Genomic DNA, 24,513 nt, shown 5'->3' on the forward strand with positions numbered 1-24,513 from the left:
TGCTTATCCCCCGTAATTAACGTAAAATCCCTCTTTTGCTTTTTTGTAGCCCTTTACATGACTGATTTAGCACGCGAAGTAGGCCGTCGCCGCACCTTCGCCATTATCTCCCACCCTGATGCGGGTAAAACGACGCTCACCGAAAAGCTGCTTTATTTCTCGGGTGCGATCCAAAACGCCGGTACGGTTAAAGGTAAAAAAGGCGGCAAGTTCGCCACGTCCGACTGGATGGATATCGAAAAGCAAAGGGGTATTTCGGTAGCCTCCAGTGTGATGCAGTTTGATTACCGCGATCACGTGGTTAATCTGCTCGACACCCCAGGCCACCAGGATTTCTCTGAAGACACTTACCGCGTACTCACCGCCGTAGACAGCGCCTTAATGGTGATTGATGCGGCCAAAGGCGTGGAAGCGCAAACCATCAAGCTGCTGAATGTCTGCCGCCTGCGTAATACGCCGATTATTACGCTGATGAATAAGCTCGACCGCGAAGTCCGTGATTCGCTTGAGCTCTTAGACGAAGTTGAAAGCGTGCTGGAAATCCGCTGCGCGCCCATTACTTGGCCGATCGGCATGGGTAAGACTTTCCGTGGTGTGTACAGCATCCTGACCGATACTGTACTGCTGTTCACCCCCGGCAAAGGCCCGCTGGATGAAATGGAAATCATTGAGGGCCTGAATAACCCGCGCCTTGATGAGCTATTCCCACTGGAAATCGAAACCACCCGTATGGAGCTGGAACTGGTACGCGGCGCTTCGCATCCCTTTGTGCTGGAAGAATTTTTATCGGGCGACTTAACCCCGGTCTTCTTTGGCTCGGCGATTAATAACTTCGGGATTCGTGAAATCTTAAACGCGCTGGTTGACTGGGCCCCCTCGCCTGGGGATGCCAATGCCACCGTACGTACCATCAGCCCGACCGAAGAAAAATTCTCTGCCTTTGTGTTTAAGATTCAGGCCAATATGGATCCGAAACACCGCGACCGGATTGCTTTCCTGCGCGTGTGTTCGGGTGAATTTACCCGTGGCATGAAGTTCAAGCATTTGCGGCTTAACCGTGAAATTGCGGCCAACTCGGTAGTGACCTTTATGGCGCAAGGCCGTGAGCAAGTAGAAGAAGCCTACGCGGGCGATATTATCGGCCTGCCTAATCACGGTAATATCCAGATTGGTGATTCATTCTCTGAAGGCGAGCTGTTGGCCTTTACCGGCATTCCCTACTTTGCCCCTGAAATGTTCCGCATTGTGCGCATCAAAAACCCGCTGAAGATCAAGCAGCTGCAAAAAGGCTTGCAACAGCTGGGTGAAGAAGGTGCAGTACAGGTCTTTAAACCGCTGAATGGCTCGGATCTGATCCTAGGGGCGGTGGGTGTGCTGCAATTTGAAGTGGTGGCCTCGCGCCTTGCCAATGAATACGGTGTAGAAGCCGTCTTTGAATCCACTACTATTTACACTGCACGCTGGGTCAGCTGTGAAGACGCCAAAATGCTCGACGATTTTGAAGGGCAGCTGGTTAATAATCTGGGACGCGATGCTGCAAACAGCCTTGCTTACCTCGCAACCAGCCGGGTGAACTTACAACTCACCCAGGAACGGTGGCCTAAAATCGTGTTTCATGCAACCCGTGAACATGCCGTTACCCTGTAAATATTTAACGCAACAGCGCCGCAATTTGGCGCTGTTTTTTTTTGATTTTTATGCTCTATTTTCCCAAGGCAAAAGTAGTCAACTCTATACAAGCTACAAAACCAAGAAGTTGATTTATATTAAGTTTTTGCGTCAAAGATCGGACTAGGATGAAGGTATTGAAACGCGGGAAAAACGCTTTCAGACAGATCAAACTTAAAGCGTGTCCTTATAAGGCATGCACGGCAACAGGGTCTTGAGGCCTACAGGAGCATCAGCTATGAACGCACCAGAAAACCATCTGCAACTTGACGCTTGGCGCGGGTTTAAAACGGGCGAGTGGCAAGACAAAGTGGACACTCGTGGTTTTATCCAACTTAACTATACGCCTTACTTGGATGATGATAGCTTCCTTGCCGGCCCGACCGAACGCACTACTCAGCTCTGGACAGAATTATCTGTTCAGCTAAAAGAAGAGCGCAAACGTGGCGTATTAGAAGTATCGACTCACGTTGGTGCATCCATTACTGCGCACGGCCCTGGCTATATCAATAAAGATTTAGAAACCATCGTTGGTGTACAAACTGACAAACCTCTGCGTCGCGCCATTATGCCGAACGGCGGTTTACGCATGGTGCAAAACGGCCTTGAAGCCTATCACTTTGAAATGAACCCACAAATTGTGGATATCTTTACCAAATACCGTAAAGATCACAATATGGGCGTATTTGATGCTTACACCCCAGAAATCATGGCTTGCCGTAGCTCAGGCGTGATTACGGGCCTGCCGGATTCTTACGGCCGTGGCCGTATTATTGGTGACTATCGTCGCGTCGCTTTATACGGCGTTGATTTCCTAATTAACGATAAAAAACGCGAAAAAACAGAACTGAATAATGTTCCGTTTACCGAATCGGTGATTCGTCTGCGTGAAGAATTATCTGAGCAAATCAAAGCGCTGGGCGAACTCAAGCAAATGGCCAAAGCCTATGGCTTTGATATCTCCAAGCCTGCTGCGACTGCCCAAGAAGCCATCCAATGGTTGTACTTTGGCTATCTTGCTGCCACTAAAGAGCAAAATGGCGCTGCGATGTCTATTGGCCGTACGTCCACCTTCCTTGACGTGTATATCGAACGCGATTTGCAGGAAGGCCGTATTACCGAATCACAAGCTCAGGAAATGATTGACCATATGGTCATGAAATTGCGCATTATCCGCTTCCTGCGCACACCAGAATACGATGATTTATTCTCTGGCGACCCAACATGGGTTACAGAATCCATCGGTGGTACAGGGCTTGATGGCCGTACACTGGTGACTAAAACCAGCTTCCGTGTTCTGCACACCCTGTACAACCTCGGACCGGCTCCAGAGCCTAATCTAACCGTATTGTGGTCGACTTCTTTCCCGCAAGGCTTTAAAGAATTCTGCGCGAAAGTGTCAATTGATACCTCAGCCATCCAGTACGAAAACGATGACTTGATGAAACCTAAATGGGGTGACGATTACGCCATCGCATGTTGTGTTTCCGCCATGGCCGTGGGTAAGCAAATGCAATTCTTTGGCGCACGGGTCAACCTTGCCAAAGCCATGCTGTATGCGATCAACGGTGGTGTGGACGAAAAAACCGGCAAAGTAGTGGCCAATGGTTTCGAACCACTGAAAGGCGATGTACTGGATTACGACGAAGTGATGGCCAAATACGATGTAATGCTGGATTGGCTGGCAAAAACATACGTGACTGCGCTGAACTCCATCCATTACATGCACGATAAATACTCGTACGAACGCATTGAAATGGCACTGCATGATCGCGATATTCTGCGCACCATGGCTTGCGGTATTGCCGGCCTGTCAGTTGCTGCGGATTCACTTTCTGCCATCAAACACGCAAAAGTAAGCGTTGTACGTAATGAAAAAGGCATTGCCGTTGATTACAAAATCGAAGGCGACTACCCAGCTTACGGTAACAACGATGACCGCGTGGATGATATTGCAGTGTGGCTGACAGAAACATTCATGAACAAGATCAAGGCTCAGCCTGTGTTCTATCGTGATTCAATGCCTACTCAATCGGTTCTGACCATTACCTCTAATGTGGTTTATGGTAAGAAAACAGGTAACACACCTGACGGCCGTCGTGCAGGCACACCATTCTCACCAGGTGCAAACCCGATGAATGGCCGTGATACCAATGGCTTTATCGCTGCGGGCTTCTCAGTATCGAAGATCCCTTACGAAGCAGCCTTGGATGGTGTGTCATGGACAGCCTCCATGACCCCGGATGCACTGGGCCACAACGATGCAGACCGCGTTAAAACACTAGCGGCTTCGATCGACGGTTTGTTTGGGCCACACGGTGAAGAATGCTCCGCATGCCTCGATAAAGATGCGGTTGATCAAACCATGGATCAGCTCTTCCATCTGAACATGAATGTATTAAATCGTGACACCCTACTGGATGCCATGGAACACCCAGAAAACTACCCACAACTGACCGTGCGTGTTTCTGGTTATGCAGTGAACTTTGTGAAACTGACCCGCGAACAGCAAATGGACGTGATCAGCCGCACCTTCCACGGCAAGTGTTAAGACGTATTGCTTTGTGATCTCTCAGCCCTGAGGGGCTGGCAGATTAATCCGAACCAAAGACTGACGAACACACCCACCCAAGGAGCAGCCCATGGCACAACTCTTTCACCTCAATATGAATGTGTTAAACCGGGATACCCTGGTTGATGCGATGGAAAACCCGGATAAATACCCACAACTGACCGTGCGTGTTTCTGGCTATGCAGTTAATTTCGTCAAGCTCACTCGTGAGCAGCAAATGGACGTCATCAGCCGTACATTCCACGAAAAAACATAAGTAGTGCTGCCTAGCAGCTCAAAGTAGATCTACCCAAAACGGATCATTAAGCGCAGGCTTAATGATCCGTTTTAACGTACAACAATAAAATAAGTACTACTGGAAAAAAACATGAAACCAAGCAAGCCACTCGGGGAAATCATCCCGATCTCTTTTGATACCGAGCACCACCAGCAGGGCTTTGTACACTCCATTGAAACCGGCGCGGCTGTCGATGGCCCCGGCATGCGTTTTGCCCTTTTTGTCAGCGGCTGCCAGTTCCGCTGCCTGTATTGCCACAACCCGGACACATGGAAGCTGCATAACGGCAAAAGCTATACCGTCGAAGCCGTCATGACCGAGCTGAGCAAATACGCCAGCTTTTTACGCATTGCGGGCGGGCTGACGATTTCTGGTGGCGAGCCATTAATGCAAGCGCACTTTGTAGGCGAAATATTCCGCCGCGCCAAACAGGATCTCAAACTGCACACTGCGCTCGATACCCAAGGCTTTTTAGCCGCTCACCTCGATGATGCATGGTTCGATCATGTGGATTTAGTGCTGCTGGATATCAAACAAAGTGACCCGGTCAAATATGAAGCCCTGACCGGCAAACCCCTGCAACCCACGCTCGACTTTGCCGAACGCCTGCAAAAGATGGGCAAACCAGTCTGGGTTCGCTATGTACTGATCCCCGGAATCAGTGACGACTTTGCCGACGTAGAAAAGCTGGCTGACTATCTGAAACCCATGCAAAACATCGAGCGGGTAGAAGTATTGCCCTTCCATAAAATGGGCGAAAGCAAATGGGCCGAGCTGGGCATGAAATACGAATTAAGCGACACCCCTACGCCAACACCCGAACTAGTTGAGCGAGTACGTGATCAATTTCGCCAACGCGGTTTATTTACCTGCTAGCGGATGCCCCTACAGCAAACCCCAAGTGAACCACGGAGGACACAGAGTTTCACGGAGAGAAACCTAATATAGGGTGGGCACACCTTTGTGCCCACGCCATCTTTCACAAGAAACAACACTCATTTCACACTAAAAAAACCAGTGCCACCTCCATATTTACCCCTTCCGCAAGCAAGCATCGCCATCTAAGCATGCTAAACTAGCCGCCTTTCTCGCCCTGTTAGATTTCGCCTCCCATGTATGAACTTCTGATCGGCCTGCGCTATACGCGTGCCAGCCGTCGTAATGGCTTTATCTCGTTTATTTCTCTGGTTTCCGTGATTGGTATTGCACTGGGAGTGGCCGCGCTCATTATTGTGCTCTCTGTGATGAATGGCTTTCAGGAAGAAGTGCGTAACCGCATTCTGGGCATGGCCGCTCATGTGCAGATCAGCGGCGTGGGCAATCAGCTAAATGACTGGAAATCAGCCGCCAGCACAGCCAAAAAGAATCCGCACGTACTTGCCGCAGCCCCCTATGTTTTAGGCCAAGGCCTACTGACTAACGGAGGCGATCAGGTCAAAGGGGTGCTCATCCGGGGTGTTGATCCAAAACTGGAAAGCGCCGTAAATGAGGTTTCTGGCAAGCTGGTCAGCGGAACATTCCAATCTTTGGAGGCGGATAAATTCGGTGTCATTCTGGGCATTTCTCTTGCCAACGAGCTGGGCGTTCGCACGGGTGATCGCGTCACCCTCATTACTCCGCAAGGCCAAGTCACGATTGCGGGATTTACCCCAAGATATAAACAATTCACCGTCACGGGCATTTTTAAAGCCGATTACGCGCCCTACGACATGGGCGTGGCCATGATTCATATTGGCGACGCACAAAAGCTATTTCGCACCGCAGATGCTGTTTCGGGTGTCAGACTTAAACTGGACGACCTTAATTTAGCCCGCCGCGTTGCGCGCGAGCTCAATTACGAAATGCCTAATTTAATTGTGGCCGACTGGACTCAGGAAAACCCCACCTATTTCCGCGCCGTTGAAATCGAAAAGCGCATGATGTTTATCATCCTGACACTGATCGTGGCCGTTGCAGCGTTTAATCTGGTTTCTACCCTTGTGATGGTGGTCACCGACAAGCAAGCCGATATCGCCATCTTGCGCACACTGGGCGCATCACCTAGCTCCATCATGAAAATTTTTGTGATCCAAGGGGCATTATCCGGCCTGATTGGCACGGGCTCCGGCGTACTGGCGGGCGTGTTTATCTCCAAAAATCTGGATGTGATTGTGCCATTTATTGAGCGCGTGCTGGGCACGACGATTTTATCCCCGGATGTTTATCTCATTTCCGAGCTGCCATCGCGTGTGCTATGGGGTGATGTCAGCAGTATTGGTGGCATTTCACTGGTCTTAGCACTGGTCGCAACCCTCTACCCAAGCTGGCGCGCATCCCGCGTTAATCCTGCCGAGGCTTTACGTTATGAGTAACACCAGTCAGACGCCCGTATTGGCGGCACAAAATTTAAGCAAAAGCTATAAAACCGGCAAACTAGAAACCCAGGTGCTGGCTCACATTGATTTTGAATTGCATCAGGGTGAAACCGTCGCCATTGTGGGGGCATCAGGCTCTGGTAAATCCACGCTGCTGCACTGCCTTGGGGCTCTCGACGCACCCAGCAGCGGGCAAATTCAGCTGATGGGTAAAGACCCGCTAGCACTCAATGAAACCGAACGCGGCCTGATACGCAATCAGCATCTGGGCTTTGTTTATCAATTTCATCATCTATTGCCCGAATTTACCGCAGCAGAAAACGTCGCCATGCCGCTGCTGATCCGCCGCATGGATAAAGCCTCCGCCCTGAAAGAGGCCGAAGCCATCTTGGCACGGGTAGGCCTTGCCGATCGCAGCCATCACAAACCCGGTGAATTATCAGGTGGCGAGCGTCAGCGGACCGCCATTGCCCGTGCACTGGTCACCCGCCCGGCCTGTGTATTGGCGGATGAACCCACCGGTAACCTAGACCGCGAAACCGCTGGCGGCGTGTTTGAATTGATGCTGGAACTAGCTAGGGAGTCGGGCACAGGCTTTGTGATTGTGACACATGACCCAGAGCTGGCTGCCAAGTGCGGGCGCATGCTCAGGCTATCAAAAACCGGCCTAGCTGCAGGCTGAATGCCCCCTCCTCTGAACTTAATTCACCAGCCATCATCAATTGCTGAGCTTAAGTACAGAGGATGGATGCAATTCTGCTGCACCCGCTCAAAGTGATGTCAGCCTAAAGCATGCTATACCGTAATGGAATATGTTAACTATCGGCGCAGCTAGGTAGTCCATGAAACGGCCAGCATTTTACCCTTTTCCAGCCATTCATCTGCTCAGACAAGCCATTGCCTTGCTTGCTTTTTGCTGTGCCAGCACGCTGACCCACGCGCTCACGATCTACACCGAGAACTGGCCGCCCGTCAATTATATGGCGGGCAACAAAGTAGCTGGCATGGCGGTTGAAATCGTTCAGGCATTACAAAACAGGTTAGGAAATAAAGACCCTATTCAGCTTGTCCCTTGGGTGAGGGGCTATAAAGCCCTGCTTGAAGGGCCGAATGTGATGCTGTTTAGCCTAGGACGCTCAAGCGAGCGCGAGCAGCTGATGGTGATGCTTGGCCCCATCGCCATCAGCAGCACCTGTGTGTACACCCGCAAAGGCAATACAGAACGCCTGCTGGCGCTGGGTGACTCTATCTACAACCAGGCCATTGGCACCTACCGTGGCAGTATCTTTGTCGATACAGCCGCAAAAAAAGGCTTTACCCGGATCGATCTGGCCGCCACGCCGCAAATGACAGCCGCCAAGCTGATGGGTAAACGCTTTGATCTCTGGATTGATGGCAGCGTAGCGGTTTCTTCTATTTTGAAAGAAATTGGCCACTCAGCCGATGAAGTCGAAAAAGTCATGACACTGGATAGCTTAGAGCTCTATTTGGCGTTTTCTACCCAAACGCCTGCCCGCACGATCAAAGAATGGGAAGAAGCACTGAGCTGGCTTAAAAAAGAAGGTCACTTTCAGAAAATACACCGAAAATGGCTTCCCAATGAAGTGCCACCGCCGGAGGTTAATGTATTAAGACCTCAGCAAGACCGACCAACCTCTTCCCCCTAAAACCCGCCCTCAGCAGCTCTGCCCCCACTGATAAAACCTTCAGAAAAGACCCCAACCCCATGGCGCTATCATCGGCGACTTAATACATAAACGATCAAAGCAATTCGGATACAGACTAAGCAGCTAAGGAGCCAATCCACCATGTAAATACAGATGGATTAAGAAGGCTAAGCCCAAACGACAAGCGCTTAACATGCTATACCGTAATTGAAAACTTTAACTTTCGGCACTTGCCCATGCTGCGGCCCGCACATTCCGCCTCTCTGACTGCTTATATACTCAAGCAAGCCATCACCCTGCTTGCTTTTTGCTTTATAAGCCCCCCAAGCCATTCGCTCACAATTTATACCGAGAGTTGGCCCCCCATTAGTTATATGGCAGACAATAAATTAACGGGAATGGGCGTTGAAATCGTACAAGCGTTACAAAGCAGGCTGGAAAACAAAGATCCGATTCAGCTCGTACCGTGGGTACGCGGCTATAAGGCACTACTTGATGGGCCAGATGTCATGCTATTTAGCGTAGGGCGCTCAAGCGAGCGTGAAAAATTAATGATTATGCTTGGCCCCATTGCCATCAGCAGCACCAGTGTTTACACCCGTAAAGGCAACGCTGAGCGTCTATTGGCATTAGGAGATGGCATTTACAAGCAAGCCATTGGTGGCTACCGGGGCAGCATCTTTGCGGATACCGCCGCAAAGAAAGGCTTTACCAACATAGACTTAGCCCCAACACCACAAATGACAGCCACAAAACTCATGGCCAAACGATTTGATCTCTGGGTCGATGGCAGCGTAGTGATTGCTTCCGTGCTAAAAGAAATCGGCCACTCAGTAAATGAGGTCGAAAAAGTCATGACGCTGGATAGCCTAGAGCTCTATTTAGCATTTTCCCCTCAGACGCCCGCCCGCACCATTCAAGGCTGGGAAGAGGCACTGGTCTGGCTCAAAAAAGAAGGCATATTCCAGAAAATACATCGGAAATGGCTACCCAATGAAGTGCCGCCACCGGAAGTTAATGTATTAAGACCTCAGTAGAATCACCCACCCTCATCCCATTAAAACCTGCTCTTGGCAACACAGCCCACTGATAAAGCCCTCAGAAAAGACAATAACACCACGGTCACTTCACATCGCTCTTTGTAAATGGCTTATTGGCACTCATTCCCTGTAAAAACAATCTTAATACGCGCTGCTCAATTCTGGCTCGATGCCCTAGCGGTACCGCAATTTGCAGCTGCAGGCCAATTTCCTCATAGTGATCGAGAAAAATTCTGACCCTTGGCTCCATCATCGGCGATTCCAGTGCATACCGGCGCTCCAGCTCACGCGCATGGCGGGATAAATCTTGCGCATATTCCGCAGCAATCGCATCCCCCGCCTCCATCAGCACCCGCTCTGCTCTCTCCCAATCATCGTTGCGTAAAATGGCAACATGAATAGTCTGCAATACATAATCGCCCAACATACTTTCATTAAAAACCGGCTGACTCAGCAGTAATGAATTGGGTACGGTTACACCACGGCCGACAGTTCCCTGGCGGTGAGAGGCATGGCTCGATTCCATTAAGGTGGTAGAAACCAGATTCATATCAATCACCTGGCCGCGTATTCCGCCTATTTCAACCCTGTCCCCCACAGCAAATGCATTGCTGCTGCTGCGAAAAATAGACCCCAGCATACAAAGAATCATTTCTTTGGTGGCCAGCACAATCGCTGCCGCAATCGCCACCAGCGAGACGGCGAAGGTCTGAATCTCGTGCCCCCAGATAAAAATCATCCCAAGCGCAAAGACACCTAAAGAGCAATTACGTAAATAAACCACCCAACGGCGGCGAACCTCCGGCCCTAAATCATGCCGCCGCAAAATCGCACTGCGAATCAGGGAGCGGCAAATCATCAAAGAAATAATGAAAACCGCAGAAATAATCGCATCACGAATCAATGCCCTGTCTGCCAGCATCGGCAGCAAAGCCGCCGCCAATCTTTCGTAATACCCTTGCATATTTCTCCTTTGTCCCTACTTACCCAACAGTACAGCAGCCACATCATCCGGCTCGGTTAAAGTACGAACCTGTGCAAACAACGCCTCAGCCTCCGGATAAGTACGGCGTAAATAAGTCAGCCACTGCTTCATCCGACCGGCGCGGTGCTTAGGCATAATGTGCTGCGCCTGAATCAGCTGCCAGAAACAAATAAATAAGGGCTGCAAATCTGCCCACGGCAATTGTGGCTGGTCATTTTTAGCCATGAGCGCCAGCCCCGGATTAGAAACAATCCCCCGCCCCAGCATAATCTGATCACAGCCTGACACGGCCGCACAGCGATGAAACTCTTCCACCGTCCATATTTCGCCATTGGCCACCACCGGAACCGCCAAAGCCTCACGTACAGCAGGAATGAGCTCCCAGTAAGCAGGCGGCTTATAGCCATCCAGCTTAGTACGTGCATGCACTACCACGCGCGCAGCGCCCGCGCTGGCCATCGCCTGAGCGCATTCAATCGTCTGGCTGTGATCGTTATAACCAAGCCGCATTTTGGCCGTCACCGGAATATGCGCAGGCACAGCACGGCGCACAGCCCCCACAATCTCATAAATTAATTCTGGCTCTTGCAGTAACACCGCACCGCCACGATGGCGATTCACACTTTTTGCAGGGCAGCCAAAATTTAAATCAATTTCATACGGGCCCAGCTCAGCCAGACGTGCCGCGTTTTCAGCCATACACACAGGATCTGAGCCCAATAGTTGCACGCTCACTGGCACACCCGCTACGGTTTTACTGCCATTAAGCAGCTCTGGCGCAATCCGTAGGAATGTTTTATTGGGCAATAAAGAGCCGCTCACACGAATAAACTCGGTGACGCACATATCAATGCCACCCACTCGCGTCAGCACATCACGCAGCACAAAATCAAGCAGCCCCTCCATAGGGGCAAGTAAAATCTTCAAGATATACAGCCAAAGCAATGCAGAAAGGCGCTTATTGTAAAACAGCCCGCGCCCGGGCGTGCGGTAAAAGTCCGGGCAGACACAAAAGATCAATCGCATACAGATACAACAGGCGGGTCATTCAGGCTTGACAGCAGAACGAACGTTCACTACGCTAGAGTAGAACGTTTGTTCTGCACAGGTCAAAACCCATGGCACACCCCAATCGCGACGCCGAATATCTTGGCAAGCTGCAAGACTATTACGCTGATTACCGTAATCTGCCGTCTTATTCGGTGATCGGTGATTTACTCGGGCTGGCTTCCAAATCCGCCGTATCCGCCCTTGTTAAACGGCTCATGCTTGCGGGCTATGTGGATACCACCCCCGACAAACGCCTCGCCCCCACCAAACGCTTTTTTGAACGCGAGCTGGCCGATTTTCCCGTACCTGCAGGCCTGCCTGCTGCCGCAAACGACGCCATGAGTGAAGCCATCAGTATCGATGATTACCTGATCGAGCGCCCCTCTGCATCGGTCATGGTAAGGGTCAAAGGGGATTCCATGATTGACGCCGGCATTCACGATGGCGATATCGCCGTGGTAGAAAAACGCCATGGTGCTAATTTAGGTGATGTCGTCGTGGCCATCGTAGATGGCGAATACACACTCAAAACACTGAGCCGCGACAAACAAGGCTATGTGCTGATGCCACACAACCCCGCCTATGAGCCTATCCGTCCCAAGGAAGGCTTAGAAATTTTTGGTGTAATGGTAGGACTCATCAGAAAGTATAAATAAGGCTTATTTCACCCCAGAGCCCAGTGTTAAAGATAAAATACGGCGTAAATCGATCAGAAGACGCGGCTAAATTGCATCTATCAGATCCAATCCACATTAAGGAGCGCTCGTGAGCGACGTTGAACACTCCCCTCTGGGAAAAACAGTTAGTTATATCACCGAATACGAGCCCAGCCTGCTCTTCCCCATTTCACGCACGGGCAAGCGCGAGGAAATTGGCGTGGGTGAAACGCTGCCCTTTATGGGCATGGATATCTGGAACGGCTACGAGCTGTCCTGGCTCAATAGCCGGGGCAAGCCACAGGTGGCGATTGCAATATTTAATATCCCAGCAAGCAGCCCCAATATCATCGAATCAAAATCATTTAAGCTTTACCTGAATAGCTTTAATCAGACCAAACTTGAAACACGCGAAGCCTTACAAAACCTGCTGCAAGCCGACCTATCCGCAGCCGCAGGTGCAAACATTGGCGTACAACTGATTGGCCCTGAGCAATTTCATCAGCAGCGCCTTGCAGAGCTAGATGGTTATTGCATTGATAATCTAGATATCGAAGTCGATCAGTATGCCCCGCAAGTGGGCCTGTTAAAGTGTGACGGCGGCGACACCACCATTACCGAGTCTTTAACATCCAATTTGCTCAAATCAAATTGCCTTGTAACCGGCCAGCCTGATTGGGCCAGCATCCAAATCAGCTATACCGGCAAACCGATTAATCGTGAATCACTGCTGCGCTATTTAATCTCATTTCGTAATCACAATGAATTTCATGAGCAATGCGTAGAACGCATTTTTGTCGATATCATGCGTGATTGCGCGCCCATGAAGCTCTCGGTTTATGCCCGCTACACCCGCCGCGGCGGTCTGGATATCAACCCCTACCGCTGTAATTTTAGCGGCCCGCTCCCCAGCAATCTGCGCGGTGCGAGGCAATAAGCCATTAACCCGAACCATTAAACAGGTATACAAATTATGAGCGAAATCGCAACCCTAGCCGGCGGCTGCTTTTGGTGTCTCGACGCCACTTTTGCCCGCCTGCGTGGCGTATCTCAAGTGGATTGTGGCTATATGGGTGGCCGTATTGAAGCGCCTACTTACAAAGCAGTATGTACGGGCGATACCGGCCATGCCGAAGTGATTCAGCTGACTTTTGATCCAGCCATCATCAGCTACAGCACCATACTTAAATTATTTTTCGCCCTACACAACCCCACCACACTGAATCGCCAGGGCGAGGATGTTGGCACTCAATACCGCTCCAGCCTGTTTTTCCATAACGAAGCGCAAGAGACTGCCGCAAAAGCAATGATCAAAGCATTGGCGGATCAGTACGCCGATCCTATCGTCACAACCGTCACACCTGCCGTCACATTCTGGCCTGCTGAAACCTACCATCAGGATTACTTCGATCAAAACCCTGAGCAGCCTTACTGCTCGGCTGTGGTGGCAGGAAAAGTACGCAAGCTAATGCAGGAATACGGCGACTTACTCAAGTAAGTGTAAGTAAAAAACAAACACAAAAGACTAAGTCCCCGGATAGCACGGAGGCTCATGGAGCAAGCCTTACTGACCCGGCTTTTCTCCGTGCAGCGCCGTGCTCTCCAAATCTGCGCGCTTAAATATTTAGGTTTCCCCTTACCATCACTCACCACAAGACCTGACGGCGCTCTGCCGCTATAATCGGGGTTTTCCCCAGTGCTTTCGGAACGCCATGACGCCGCAACTCTCCTTGCTTCAGCCCTATCCGTTTCAAAAACTTAAGCAGCTTTTTGCGGGTCTTAGCCCTAATCCAGCATTAACACATATCAATTTATCTATTGGCGAGCCCAAACACGCCACGCCCAAGCTGGTCACCGATGCACTGATCGCACACTTTGATGGCCTGTCTGCCTATCCGGCCACACTGGGCTCAGATGAACTGAGGCAAAGCATCAGTACTTGGCTGAGCAATCGCTACGGTATTGCAGCGCCCAATCCGGCGACCGAAATCATTCCCGTGAATGGCAGCCGCGAAGCATTGTTTGCTTTTGCCCAGACCATCATCGACACCCGTCTTGGGCAGCCACCCGTAGTCCTATCGCCCAATCCCTTTTACCAAATTTATGAAGGCGCGGCCCTCTTGGCGGGAGCCGAGCCCTATTTTGTAAACTGCATGGCAGAAAACCGCTTTCAGCCCGATTGGGACGCCGTACCAGATAGCGTCTGGCAACGCACCCAACTGGTTTTTGCCTGCTCGCCGGGCAACCCGACTGGCGCAGTCGCCTCGCTGGCCGACTGGCAAAAGCTGTTTGCCCTGTCTGATCAATACGGCTTTGTGATTGCATCTGATGAATGTTATTCAGAAATCTATTTTGGCGAAGATAAACCACTAGGCGCCCTCGAAGCCGCGGCTAAGCTAGGGCGTGATTACCATAATCTGGTGATTTTCTCGTCCTTGTCAAAACGCTCGAATGTGCCCGGCTTACGCTCTGGCTTTGTGGCGGGTGATGCGAAACTTTTAGCGCAATTTCTGCTCTACCGTACCTACCATGGCTGTGCGATGAGCCCTATGGTGCAGGCCGCAAGCGCGGCAGCGTGGAATGATGAAGCGCATGTACGAGAAAACCGCTCACTCTATAGCCAAAAATTTGCTGCCGTGACCCCCTTGCTGCAAAGCGTTTTAAGCGTAAACATGCCCGATGCCGCTTTTTATCTGTGGGCAAAAATTCAAGGGGACGATACCGTTTTTGCCCGGAAGCTATTTGAAGAAGAGCACGTTACTGTGTTACCCGGCAGCTATCTGGCGCGCAGCGCCCACGGCATCAACCCAGGCGTTGCTTATATCCGCATTGCCTTAGTGGCACCGCTCAATGATTGTATTACGGCGGCTGAGCGTATCGTACGCTTTTGCCAGCGCCATACTCACTTTTAAGCCATATCGAATACCGCACGACCACTTTGGCGGGGTTCACCCGCCCTATTGACCTAACCGAGGAAGCACCATGAGCCAACTTCAGCAAATCATCGAAACTGCTTTTGAAAACCGCGCAGAGATCACACCTGCCAATGTGCCATCCGAGCTGCGTGATACGATTAATAGCGTGATTTTGGGTCTGGACAAGGGCGAATATCGCGTTGCAGAAAAAATTGATGGCCAGTGGCACACCCATCAGTGGCTTAAAAAAGCCGTACTGCTGTCTTTCCGCATTAACGACAACGTGCCAATGGATGGCGGTTGCACTCAATATTTTGACAAAGTACCGTCAAAATTTGCCGATTACAGCGAAAACGACTTCCGCGAAGGCGGTTTCCGTGTGGTGCCTAATGCCATGGCGCGTCGTGGCTCCTTTATCGGTAAAAACGTGGTATTGATGCCTTCATACGTAAATATCGGCGCCTATGTAGACGAAGGCACCATGGTTGACACTTGGGCTACCGTAGGCAGCTGCGCGCAAATCGGTAAAAACGTGCATTTATCCGGCGGCGTCGGCATCGGTGGCGTACTTGAGCCACTGCAAGCCAACCCAACCATCATCGAAGACAACTGCTTTATCGGCGCGCGCTCCGAAGTGGTTGAAGGCGTGATTGTTGAAGAAGGCTCGGTGATTTCAATGGGCGTTTATATCGGCCAAAGCACCAAGATTTACGACCGTGAAACTGGCGAAGTCACTTACGGCCGCATTCCGGCTGGCTCTGTGGTGGTTTCTGGCAATTTACCATCAGCGGACGGCAAATACAGCTTGTACTGCGCTGTGATTGTTAAAAAAGTAGACGCAAAAACCCGTGCAAAAACCAGCATTAATGATTTGCTGCGCGGCATTTAATCTGAGTAATTAACAAAATAAAAGCCCGGTGTAAAATAATTTACCCGGGCTTTTATTTAATTTAATCGATGCAAATATTCAAACAACACCCCGACCTGCCCCACCCATTTATTCAATAAAATAAATACAATCATATAGAAATAAATCACCAAAAAAGTCATGAAGTTCGATATGCTGATCAACTATTTCAGCCCATATCAGGCAACCCGCTCATGACTACACTATTGCCAATGCGTACTGCGGTTTACGAATCTTATCTTGAGCATTCTATTCTTAGCTATGCCAAAGAAAATATTCAGTCTGGCCGCTGGCGTGAAGAAAACGCGATTGAACAATCACGTATTGAATTTCACAAACTACTGCCACAGGGCGTTGACACGCCCGATCAATACTTATTTGAAATCATTGGTAAAGATAATCAAAGCACCGTTGGTTTTATCTGGTTTGCCGTAGTTTCAGACAAGGGCGTACGCCTTGCTTTTGTTTATGATTTAGAAATCAAAGCCCCCTATCAACGTCAGGGGTATGCAACACAGGCTTTTAAAGCCATTGAAACACTGGTGAGCGATCTTGGCCTGTCCAGCATTGGACTGCATGTATTTGGCCACAACACCGGCGCACAAGCTTTATATCGCCAGCTGGGTTACGAGGTAACTGGAATGAATATGCTTAAAAAGCTATAGGAAAAAACCATGCAATTAGCGGAGAGTTCAGATAGTCATTCAATAGCCAGCCTCTATTTAGCTTCGCGCAAAGCACACCTTCCTTACGCACCATTAGCGCATAGCGACAAAGCCATTTACAGCTGGGCGGCTGACGTACTAATTAAAACCAACCGTATTATTGCCGCATCAAAAGATGGAGAGTTGCTTGGCTTTATTGCTATGGCAAGCGATGAAGGCAGGCAATGGATTAATCATCTCTATATCCACCCCCGGCACACCGGATCAGGCATAGGCTCTGCCTTGCTTGAATATGCTTTAGCCCACATGCCCCGCCCTGTGTATCTCTATACCTTTCAGGCGAATACCGGTGCCCGTCGTTTTTATGAGCGATATGGCTTTATTGCCCAGGAATTTAACGATGGCTCAGGCAATGAAGAAGGCTGCCCGGATGTGCTCTATGTACTCAACCCATCCTCCAGCTAAATCATGCCTCAGATAAACATACGCCCAATGATCATTCATGATGCAGCAGCCGTCTCTGCCCTGCTGCCTGCGCTGGATTACACTGGCAGCCCTTGCGAGGTGGAAAGGCGCTTTGCAGCGCTCTCTGCTCAGCCAGATCACGTTGTTTTCCTAGCATTTCACAATAAGCAACTGGCAGGACTTTGCCATATCCAGGGTGTGCGCTTAATTGCGAGTGATGGCTATGCAGAGATTAGTGCGCTGGTCGTCCAAACCGCCTTACAGCGCAGCGGAATAGGCAAGGCTTTAGTTGCTGATGCAAAAAAATGGGCCCAATCACATGGCTATGAACGCGTACGCTTACGATCTGGCCTACACAGAGAAAACGCTCACCTTTTTTACGAGGCCATTGGCTTTAGTAAGAAAAGGGCCAGTTATGCTTTTGAAATACAGATGCTTGATTCAACCCTTTAAGGAAATACAATGATTCCAAGTAAGATAAGCATTCAATTTACTGCCAGCAACTGGTCCGAAGTGGCCTTTCACGAGCATGCTGACGCAGGCAAACTCAGCCGTGCCAGCATCAGCAACACCCTGAGCGGCGAGCTAACTGGCGAGGGCGTACTCGAATATTTACTGTCTTACACCAACGACCGCGATGTGGCTTTTATGGGGTATGAGCGTATTATGGGCAAAATTGCAGGCTATGAAGGCAGCTTTGTACTCAGGCACGATGGTGTGTTTTCCAGCACAGAGGGCGTCAGTGGCACATTAAGCATTGAAGCCGGTAGCGGCACAGCTGACTTTTCCGGCCTAACAGGAAATGGAAAAATTCAGGCCAAAGCAGGGGAGCATGGCGGAATTTACACCTTGCAACTCTCAAGCGTTCCGATGGAAAAATAAATCCTTGCCCTGTACCTGCATTTTAAAAAGCAAAAAACCAGTGGATCGCACTGGTTTTTTTATTTGCAGAGCAAGGGCTCGATCAGAGCAAGACATCACTCGTTACGCCATAGCGACGTAAGATACGACGTAATTGTTCCAGTGCTTCAATTTGAATCTGGCGCACGCGCTCGCGGGTTAAATTCAAATTGGCGGCTAAGTCTTCGAGGGTACAGACTTCATAGCCGTTGAGGCCATAACGGCGCTCAATCACAATGCGTTGTTTCTCATTAAGTTGTTTCAGCCATTCACGCACATAACGCTCTACTTCAGCATTTTGCAAAATGGCTTCAGGTCCATCGTGCTGGTCATCCGGAATTGATTCTCCAATGGTCAACATGGGATCAATATCCAGCGGCGCATCAAGTGATGCGACTCTTTCATTTAAGCTCATTACCCGGCGTACATCTTCCACCGATTTGCCCACCAAATGGGCAATATCTTCAATCACCGGTTCGTGCCCTAATTGTGCTTCCAAATGGCGCTGAGCACGTAAATACACATTTAATTCTTTAATCACATGCACGGGCAATCGAATAGTGCGCGACTGGTTCATAATTGCGCGCTCTACACTTTGCCGAATCCACCAAGTGGCATAAGTAGAAAAACGAAAACCCCGTTCGGGGTCAAATTTTTCTAATGCATGCATTAATCCGATATTTCCTTCTTCAATTAAATCAAGCAAGGTCATACCACGATTAATATAATGCTTGGCGATATTCACGACCAAGCGCAAATTATGCTCAATCATTTTTTGCCGAGCCTGAAAATCACCCTGCACCACTTTACGTGACAGGGCCCGCTCTTCATCAGGGGTCAGTAATTTACTCTGGCCGATTTCATTCAGGTAAATCTGCGTCACGTCGCCCGTGCTTTCATGAACGTGGGCTTCCGCTTCATCCGCAGCAGGCTCGGCCTCAATCTCCGAACCATCTTCCTGCTCGGCCTTCTCGAGATCGTCGGCCTCCTCGAGTAATTCCTCTTCCAGAATATCAAGCTGATCGTTCATTTTTTTTCCGCTTGGATGTATTTTGCAGGGTCTACCGGCTTCCCAAATCTGCGCATTTCAAAGTGCAGTTTGACCTGATCACTATCGCTATTGCCCATCTCAGCAATTTTCTCCCCCTTCCTAACTTCACCGCCCTCCTTGACAAACAGTTTACTGTTATTTGCATATGCCGTCAGAAATTCTTGATTATGCTTAAGGATAATCATCTTTCCATAGCCACGTAAGCCGGAGCCTGCGTAAACAACCTTACCATTAGCTGATGCAATTACAGACTGGCCTATTTTCCCTGAGATATCAATACCGCGATTTTCTTCAGAGAAAGCCTTCACGGTTTTGCCTGCTGTTGGCCAAGCCCAATCGCCTGGCTTTTCATCGCTGTTCATTGGGGCAGAAGAGGCATTATTACTTGGTTTTTCGGCTATTTTCACTGCAGAAGCTGCACGCACCTCAGAGGCTGTTTTTGCCACCGATCCGCCAGAAGCGGTGACAGACGGTAGTTTTGCGCTGTCAGATTGTGATTTAGACACAACAATCGGGCCTTCAGCAAGGGCCGCTACGGCACTGGCAGACTGTGCTCCATAGGGCACTTTTACAGCTTTGGGATAGTTTTTCGTTTCTTGTTTCAGTTCAGATTTAGTGTCTGTTTTTTGCACTTCATCTGTTTTTAAAGGGCGAATTTCAACCGCGCCATCAGGCGGCGTGAGCCGTAAGGTTTGATCCACCTTAATTCCATTTACATCACCCAAATTATTCCATGCTGCCAAATCTCGATAAGCAAGACCATGATCCAATGCAACTCGGTACAGCGTATCGCCTTTCTTTACAATGTAAGTTGCCGGGCGAGGATCTACGCTCGCAACAGGCACGGCAGGTGTATTAACGCGAGGCGCTGAAGGAACAACGATCTGAGCACTGCGATCTACAATCGGTGCTGGTGGTGTTGGCTGACTGGCGCAAGCACCAAGCATCAAGGCCAGAGGGGCACACAAGCGTTGCCAATTCACGGGTTAATCTCCTTACTTTTCAATATAAATAACGCAATCACACACCTAGCACTATCCAGCCCGCAATCACATTACAAAATAACTTACACAACACCCGGTAACAGCGGCACAAAATTAACTTTTTCAAGCCGGGTTTCAATAAAACCCTCGGCAGTACGCTCTATCTGACGTAATTCCTGATCTGTTTCACCCACAGGATAAATCAGTCGCCCGCCTACCTGCAGCTGAGGGAGCATATCTTCCGGCAAAATAGGCGCAGCCGCCGTAATAATAATGACATCGTATGGCGCCGCTTCCGCAAGCCCCTTACTGCCATCAGCATGGCGTAAGCGTGCATTATGCACGCCCAGCACACTCAGGCGATCCCGCGTGGCTTTATATAAGCCACCAATCCTTTCGACCGAATAAACCGTTTTAAATAACAACGCTAATACTGTGGTCTGATAACCACAGCCAGTACCAATTTCCAGCACTTTTTCATGCCGGGCAGCCCCCATCGCCAGCTCGGTCATTCTTGCAACGATATACGGCTGAGAAATAGTCTGCCCAAAACCAATAGGCAAAGACACATCGTCATAGGCCTTATGCGCCAGCGCTTCATCCATAAAACCATGGCGGGGCACCTCGGCCATCGCGGCCAGAACACCGGCATGGGTGATGCCCTGCGTCTTTAAGCGCTCTACCAGCCTCGCCCGCGTTCTAGCGGATGTCATGCCTGTACCGCCTAGGGCGGCAATATTTAATCGGATAGCCATGTTGAGACAAGATCAAGTTGAGATTTAGCGGTTAAGTCAACCGACAGGGGCGTCACTGATACATAGCCATTTGCTACGGCATGAAAATCAGTTCCTTCACCGGCATGAGAAACTTCCCCTACCGGCCCTACCCACCAGATGGTTTCACCGCGCGGATTTTTGGATTGAATCACGCCGGAAGATTTATGTCGACGCCCCAAACGCGTCATTAACACCCCTTTTATCTCTGCATAAGGTAAATCCGGTACGTTTACATTAAGCAATACGGGCGAGGCAAAAGGCTGGCGGATAAACCGTCGCACCAAATCTCTAGCTACCTGTGCGGCGCTGTCAAAATGCCGCGGGTTGCGTGAAGCCAGTGAAACAGCCATCGCGGGAACACCAAACAAATGCCCCTCCGTAGCGGCAGCCACCGTACCCGAATAAATCGTATCATCGCCCATATTGGCACCATGATTAATGCCCGAAACAACCATATCCGGCAAGGAATCCATCAAACCTGTTGCAGCAAGGTGCACGCAATCGGTTGGCGTACCATTGACATACATAAAGCCACTGGGTGCTTTACGCACACTTAAAGGGCGATCCAGCGTCAGTGAATTGCTCGCCCCGCTGCGATCCCGCTCCGGCGCACAGACAGTGACCTCACCTTCTTCACGTAATGCTTCTGCTAGAGCCAAAATACCCGGGGCAAAATAACCATCATCATTTGACAATAAAAATCGCATCAATTTCTCCTCAAACTCAGCACATCATCACAGACGCCACCGGCCATTAATCATTCACAAGAAAACGCAAAAACATGAGCAAAGATGCAAATGCATCAGAGCCTAACACTTTTTTTAAAAGCACTTGATAATATGCCACAAGCCGCAATCAGAGCCATGGCAATATAACTAGCCCAGCTTAGCTGCTCATCCCAAAGCAGAGCGGCAAATACAGTAGCAAAGAGCACGGTTAAATAAGCAAGGCTTGCAACCGTCAATGTTTTACCCCTGCTGTATGCACGCGTCATTCCCAATTGCGCAATCGTTGCCGAAACACCCAAGCCAGCAACAATCCAAATATTATTAAGATTCAAAAAGGTTAATGGCGCATCCTGCAGGCTCATTAAGATGGCAGCCCCTGTTGTTGAAACAAGGGAAAAATAAAAAACAGTACGCCATTCGGGCTCGCCAGCCTGACCTAATTTATTGACATTAAAATAGGCCACACCCGATAAAAGCCCAGAGCCGAGGCCCATTAAACCCGCCAGCCACTGCGCGCTTTCAAAAGTGGGTTTTAATAAAATAACCACCCCCACAAAGCCAATCAGAATAGCCAGAGTCTGGCGTGGCTGAAGTTTATTCTTTAAATAAAAAATAGTAATCAGCGTTAAAAACAGCGGCGAGGTATAACTAAGCGTAACGGCCGTAGGTAATGCCAGATGAACAATCGCATAAAAATATAATAACAAAGCAATAAAGCCCGCCACACAACGTGACATATGGAGTTTAAACATGGGCAAATTAACTTTCAGTGTTTTACCCTGCAATAAAACCACCACAAAAATACCTGCCAGCCCTGCTATGCAGCGATAAAAGACCAATTCAGCCACTGAAAATTGCTGACTGCCTAATTTAACAAACACCCCCATAATTGCAAAACAAAAACAAGCCAGAATCATCCAAAAAGAACTCGATTGCTTAAGCCGCTCTAACATTTTCACTCCTAAATCAAATAGCAATAAGCCCCGTTAGAACGGGGCCTATTTCATGCAATACCGCATCAGTTAACGCAATCGGTAACCCGAAATGGTCTTCTTTACCGTTTCTATCAGCTGCTGCAGCTGGTCTGCCGACGCTGCAGAATGCACCGCAGCATCATTGGTCTGCTCTGACATATGGGCGATTTTTTCCACCTGCTGCGCCATAGCAGTGCTGGCACTGCTTTGCTCGACCAGAGCCTCAGAAATATCCACCACATAATTCACCACTAAACCTGAAGCCACACGAATATTGGCAATAGCCGAGCCCGCATCACGCGCATGCGCCACACCTTCTTCCACCTGCAATACCACCTGCCGCATCCGCGCTACCGCCCGGTCTGATCCTTCCTGAATAGCACTCACTGTATTGGCAATTTCTTGGGTAGATCGGCTGGTGCGCTCGGCAAGCTTACGTACTTCATCGGCCACCACCGCAAAACCACGCCCCAGCTCGCCCGCTCTGGCCGCTTCAATTGCAGCATTGAGCGCAAGTAAATTAGTCTGATCGGCGATTTCTTTAATCTCATTGACCACCGTTCTGATCTGATTGCTCCTAGACTGCAAATCACTCATTTCCGCCGAAGCTTCACGTACCGTGCCGGCAATCGCATCGATCTCGGTCACCGTCGCATTAATGACGCGCTCGCCATCGCTGGCAAGGCGCCCAGAGTCTTGGGTATGCACTTTGGTATCCCGCGCGCGCTCTGCCACATGATTAATACTTACCGTAACTTCTTCCACTGTTGCAGCCATATGTGCGGCTGATTCGCTCGATACAGCAGAAATTTTTGAAAGCTGCTGAGTATTGGCCGAAACCTGTACGGCAGAACCTGCCATTTGTGTAATCGACTGCTCAATACTGATAAAGCTGTTTTGTACAGTGCTTAAAATATGATTGACTGCTTTAACTAAATGACTGATTTCATCATTACCCGTTACCGGAATACGGCCGGTGAAATCCAGGTTTTTTTCAATATGCGACAAAGCCGTCAGACTATCAGCCATTGGCTTTTTAATTGCACGGTAAATCAATATGCCAATAAATAAAACAAGGACAATACCTAAGCCAGAAATCACCCAAAACAAAGTAATTGATTTTGAGTTTGCTTCATCCGCATCTACAATAAGACGCTTGGCATAATCATCATTAAATTTAACTAGGCCATTAACAGGCTGAATAACAGCCATAAATTTGGCAAAGCCACTGACATTGGCTAACTCAAAAGCACCGGTAAAATCCCGGTCGTCAGATAATTTAATTGCATCCATATACAAACGATCATAATCATTATATGCAGCCTGCAGCTTTTTATATAAATCGCCGTCTTCCTGACCTGCAACTAACTGGCTATATGCATTAATGTTTTTCATCAGCGTATCGCGATTACCCGATACAAATTTTATAATTTCTGCTTTTTCTTGGTCTTTAGACGACAAAATATGCACAAACAAAACAATACGGTTTTGATTTAGATCATTAGCAATCCGATTAGCCAATAAAGCGCTTTGCATTGAATGCTCAGAAATATACTTTAAACGGGAGGCTTGATCATTCAGGCGTGATACGCCCAGCAGCATCACAGACAATAAAGAAAGTAGTGCAACAGCAATTAACGCGGTGAGGCGTTGTGAAATATTCATTATCGAGCCCCTGGCAGCCTATCGGACTTAAGATTGCTTTACCAGACAAAACCCAAAAATTAGGATTTTGCCCATAAGCATGCGGCACATTCCCACACCTTGGTAAAGCATACTTAATATTTTTTTCAGAGCTCAGATTCTATGCCAGAACGCCCCATCAGGGTACATAAGAATTCGCTGTTGCGAAAAAATCATTTTTTATACAAATAAAAACA

At 49.3% G+C, this 24,513-nt stretch carries 24 protein-coding genes and 1 pseudogene; 17 read left to right on the top strand and 8 right to left on the bottom strand.

All coding sequences use genetic code 11. The features are described 5' to 3' along the window. The first annotated feature begins 57 nt into the window (after window positions 1–57). The 8 genes and pseudogenes from DYD62_RS13460 (at window position 58) to DYD62_RS13495 (ending at window position 9,575) form a co-directional block, all read left to right on the top strand. Entirely contained in the window at window positions 58–1,647 is a 1,590-nt protein-coding gene (locus tag DYD62_RS13460) for a peptide chain release factor 3 (protein WP_115227810.1), read from the top strand. A gap of 259 nt (window positions 1,648–1,906) precedes the next feature. Continuing rightward, window positions 1,907–4,219, top strand: a complete 2,313-nt coding sequence (gene pflB, locus DYD62_RS13465; RefSeq protein WP_115227811.1) for a formate C-acetyltransferase — start codon at window positions 1,907–1,909, stop codon at window positions 4,217–4,219. A 106-nt stretch (window positions 4,220–4,325) separates the two neighbouring features. Further along, window positions 4,326–4,496, top strand: a pseudogene (locus tag DYD62_RS13470) (glycine radical domain-containing protein); the annotation flags it as partial. Window positions 4,497–4,607: 111 nt separating this feature from the next. After that, the gene (gene pflA / locus DYD62_RS13475) at window positions 4,608–5,393 is read left to right on the top strand and encodes a pyruvate formate-lyase-activating protein (protein ID WP_115227812.1); all 786 of its coding nucleotides are present in this window, start codon (window positions 4,608–4,610) and stop codon (window positions 5,391–5,393) included. A 236-nt stretch (window positions 5,394–5,629) separates the two neighbouring features. Further along, window positions 5,630–6,868: a lipoprotein-releasing ABC transporter permease subunit gene (locus DYD62_RS13480; RefSeq protein WP_115227813.1), complete on the top strand. Its 1,239-nt coding sequence runs from the start codon at window positions 5,630–5,632 to the stop codon at window positions 6,866–6,868. After that, entirely contained in the window at window positions 6,861–7,553 is a 693-nt protein-coding gene (lolD, locus tag DYD62_RS13485) for a lipoprotein-releasing ABC transporter ATP-binding protein LolD (protein ID WP_115227814.1), read from the top strand. Before DYD62_RS13480 ends, lolD begins: the two co-directional genes overlap by 8 nt. 160 nt (window positions 7,554–7,713) lie before the next feature. Further along, window positions 7,714–8,538, top strand: coding sequence for a substrate-binding periplasmic protein (locus tag DYD62_RS13490; protein WP_115227815.1), 825 nt, complete (start codon window positions 7,714–7,716; stop codon window positions 8,536–8,538). A 236-nt stretch (window positions 8,539–8,774) separates the two neighbouring features. Next, a complete protein-coding gene (locus DYD62_RS13495) occupies window positions 8,775–9,575 on the top strand; it encodes a substrate-binding periplasmic protein (protein ID WP_115227816.1) in 801 nt (266 codons plus the stop codon). Between the two features lie 85 nt (window positions 9,576–9,660). Here the strand turns inward: DYD62_RS13495 and DYD62_RS13500 are convergent, their stop codons facing one another. Both DYD62_RS13500 and DYD62_RS13505 read right to left on the bottom strand, forming a co-directional pair. Continuing rightward, on the bottom strand, window positions 9,661–10,542 hold the full coding sequence (locus DYD62_RS13500; protein ID WP_115227817.1) for a mechanosensitive ion channel family protein: 882 nt from the start codon (window positions 10,540–10,542) through the stop codon (window positions 9,661–9,663). Window positions 10,543–10,557: 15 nt separating this feature from the next. Beyond that, a complete protein-coding gene (locus tag DYD62_RS13505) occupies window positions 10,558–11,490 on the bottom strand; it encodes a tRNA-dihydrouridine synthase (RefSeq protein ID WP_207916759.1) in 933 nt (310 codons plus the stop codon). Window positions 11,491–11,681: 191 nt separating this feature from the next. On the opposite strand from DYD62_RS13505, the gene DYD62_RS13510 reads away from it, so the two are divergent. The 9 genes from DYD62_RS13510 (at window position 11,682) to DYD62_RS13550 (ending at window position 18,103) form a co-directional block, all read left to right on the top strand. Further along, window positions 11,682–12,269 carry a LexA family protein gene (locus DYD62_RS13510; RefSeq protein ID WP_115227818.1) on the top strand — a complete coding sequence of 196 codons (588 nt, stop codon included), beginning with the start codon at window positions 11,682–11,684 and terminating at the stop codon, window positions 12,267–12,269. Window positions 12,270–12,378: 109 nt separating this feature from the next. Further along, the gene (gene queF, locus DYD62_RS13515) at window positions 12,379–13,206 is read left to right on the top strand and encodes an NADPH-dependent 7-cyano-7-deazaguanine reductase QueF (protein WP_115227819.1); all 828 of its coding nucleotides are present in this window, start codon (window positions 12,379–12,381) and stop codon (window positions 13,204–13,206) included. A gap of 36 nt (window positions 13,207–13,242) precedes the next feature. Further along, a complete protein-coding gene (gene msrA / locus DYD62_RS13520) occupies window positions 13,243–13,767 on the top strand; it encodes a peptide-methionine (S)-S-oxide reductase MsrA (protein WP_115227820.1) in 525 nt (174 codons plus the stop codon). 214 nt (window positions 13,768–13,981) lie between these two features. Next, a complete protein-coding gene (gene dapC / locus DYD62_RS13525; protein ID WP_115227821.1) occupies window positions 13,982–15,181 on the top strand; it encodes a succinyldiaminopimelate transaminase in 1,200 nt (399 codons plus the stop codon). 70 nt (window positions 15,182–15,251) lie between these two features. Beyond that, window positions 15,252–16,073, top strand: coding sequence for a 2,3,4,5-tetrahydropyridine-2,6-dicarboxylate N-succinyltransferase (dapD, locus tag DYD62_RS13530; RefSeq protein WP_115227822.1), 822 nt, complete (start codon window positions 15,252–15,254; stop codon window positions 16,071–16,073). Window positions 16,074–16,285: 212 nt separating this feature from the next. Then, window positions 16,286–16,756, top strand: a complete 471-nt coding sequence (locus DYD62_RS13535; protein WP_115227823.1) for a GNAT family N-acetyltransferase — start codon at window positions 16,286–16,288, stop codon at window positions 16,754–16,756. A gap of 9 nt (window positions 16,757–16,765) precedes the next feature. Continuing rightward, window positions 16,766–17,221, top strand: coding sequence for a GNAT family N-acetyltransferase (locus tag DYD62_RS13540; protein ID WP_115227824.1), 456 nt, complete (start codon window positions 16,766–16,768; stop codon window positions 17,219–17,221). A gap of 27 nt (window positions 17,222–17,248) precedes the next feature. Next, window positions 17,249–17,674: a GNAT family N-acetyltransferase gene (locus tag DYD62_RS13545; RefSeq protein WP_165928769.1), complete on the top strand. Its 426-nt coding sequence runs from the start codon at window positions 17,249–17,251 to the stop codon at window positions 17,672–17,674. A 9-nt stretch (window positions 17,675–17,683) separates the two neighbouring features. Then, on the top strand, window positions 17,684–18,103 hold the full coding sequence (locus DYD62_RS13550) for a DUF3224 domain-containing protein (RefSeq protein ID WP_115227826.1): 420 nt from the start codon (window positions 17,684–17,686) through the stop codon (window positions 18,101–18,103). An 82-nt stretch (window positions 18,104–18,185) separates the two neighbouring features. On the opposite strand, the gene rpoS is transcribed toward DYD62_RS13550, so the two are convergent. The 6 genes from rpoS to DYD62_RS13580 all read right to left on the bottom strand — a co-directional run bounded on the left by rpoS (window position 18,186) and on the right by DYD62_RS13580 (window position 24,298). Beyond that, window positions 18,186–19,151: an RNA polymerase sigma factor RpoS gene (gene rpoS, locus DYD62_RS13555; protein WP_115227827.1), complete on the bottom strand. Its 966-nt coding sequence runs from the start codon at window positions 19,149–19,151 to the stop codon at window positions 18,186–18,188. Further along, window positions 19,148–20,155 carry a peptidoglycan DD-metalloendopeptidase family protein gene (locus DYD62_RS13560; RefSeq protein WP_207916761.1) on the bottom strand — a complete coding sequence of 336 codons (1,008 nt, stop codon included), beginning with the start codon at window positions 20,153–20,155 and terminating at the stop codon, window positions 19,148–19,150. Before DYD62_RS13560 ends, rpoS begins: the two co-directional genes overlap by 4 nt. An 83-nt stretch (window positions 20,156–20,238) precedes the next feature. After that, entirely contained in the window at window positions 20,239–20,910 is a 672-nt protein-coding gene (locus DYD62_RS13565; protein WP_115227828.1) for a protein-L-isoaspartate(D-aspartate) O-methyltransferase, read from the bottom strand. Beyond that, window positions 20,895–21,638: a 5'/3'-nucleotidase SurE gene (gene surE, locus DYD62_RS13570; RefSeq protein ID WP_115227829.1), complete on the bottom strand. Its 744-nt coding sequence runs from the start codon at window positions 21,636–21,638 to the stop codon at window positions 20,895–20,897. The genes DYD62_RS13565 and surE overlap by 16 nt, the downstream gene beginning before the upstream one ends. A 95-nt stretch (window positions 21,639–21,733) precedes the next feature. After that, window positions 21,734–22,612: a DMT family transporter gene (locus DYD62_RS13575; protein ID WP_233702915.1), complete on the bottom strand. Its 879-nt coding sequence runs from the start codon at window positions 22,610–22,612 to the stop codon at window positions 21,734–21,736. A gap of 69 nt (window positions 22,613–22,681) precedes the next feature. After that, complete coding sequence (locus DYD62_RS13580; RefSeq protein ID WP_115227830.1) at window positions 22,682–24,298, bottom strand: methyl-accepting chemotaxis protein; 1,617 nt, start codon at window positions 24,296–24,298, stop codon at window positions 22,682–22,684. Window positions 24,299–24,513: the final 215 nt, after the last annotated feature.

The organism is Iodobacter fluviatilis (genome assembly GCF_900451195.1).
GTDB classification, from domain to species: Bacteria; Pseudomonadota; Gammaproteobacteria; order Burkholderiales; family Chitinibacteraceae; genus Iodobacter; species Iodobacter fluviatilis.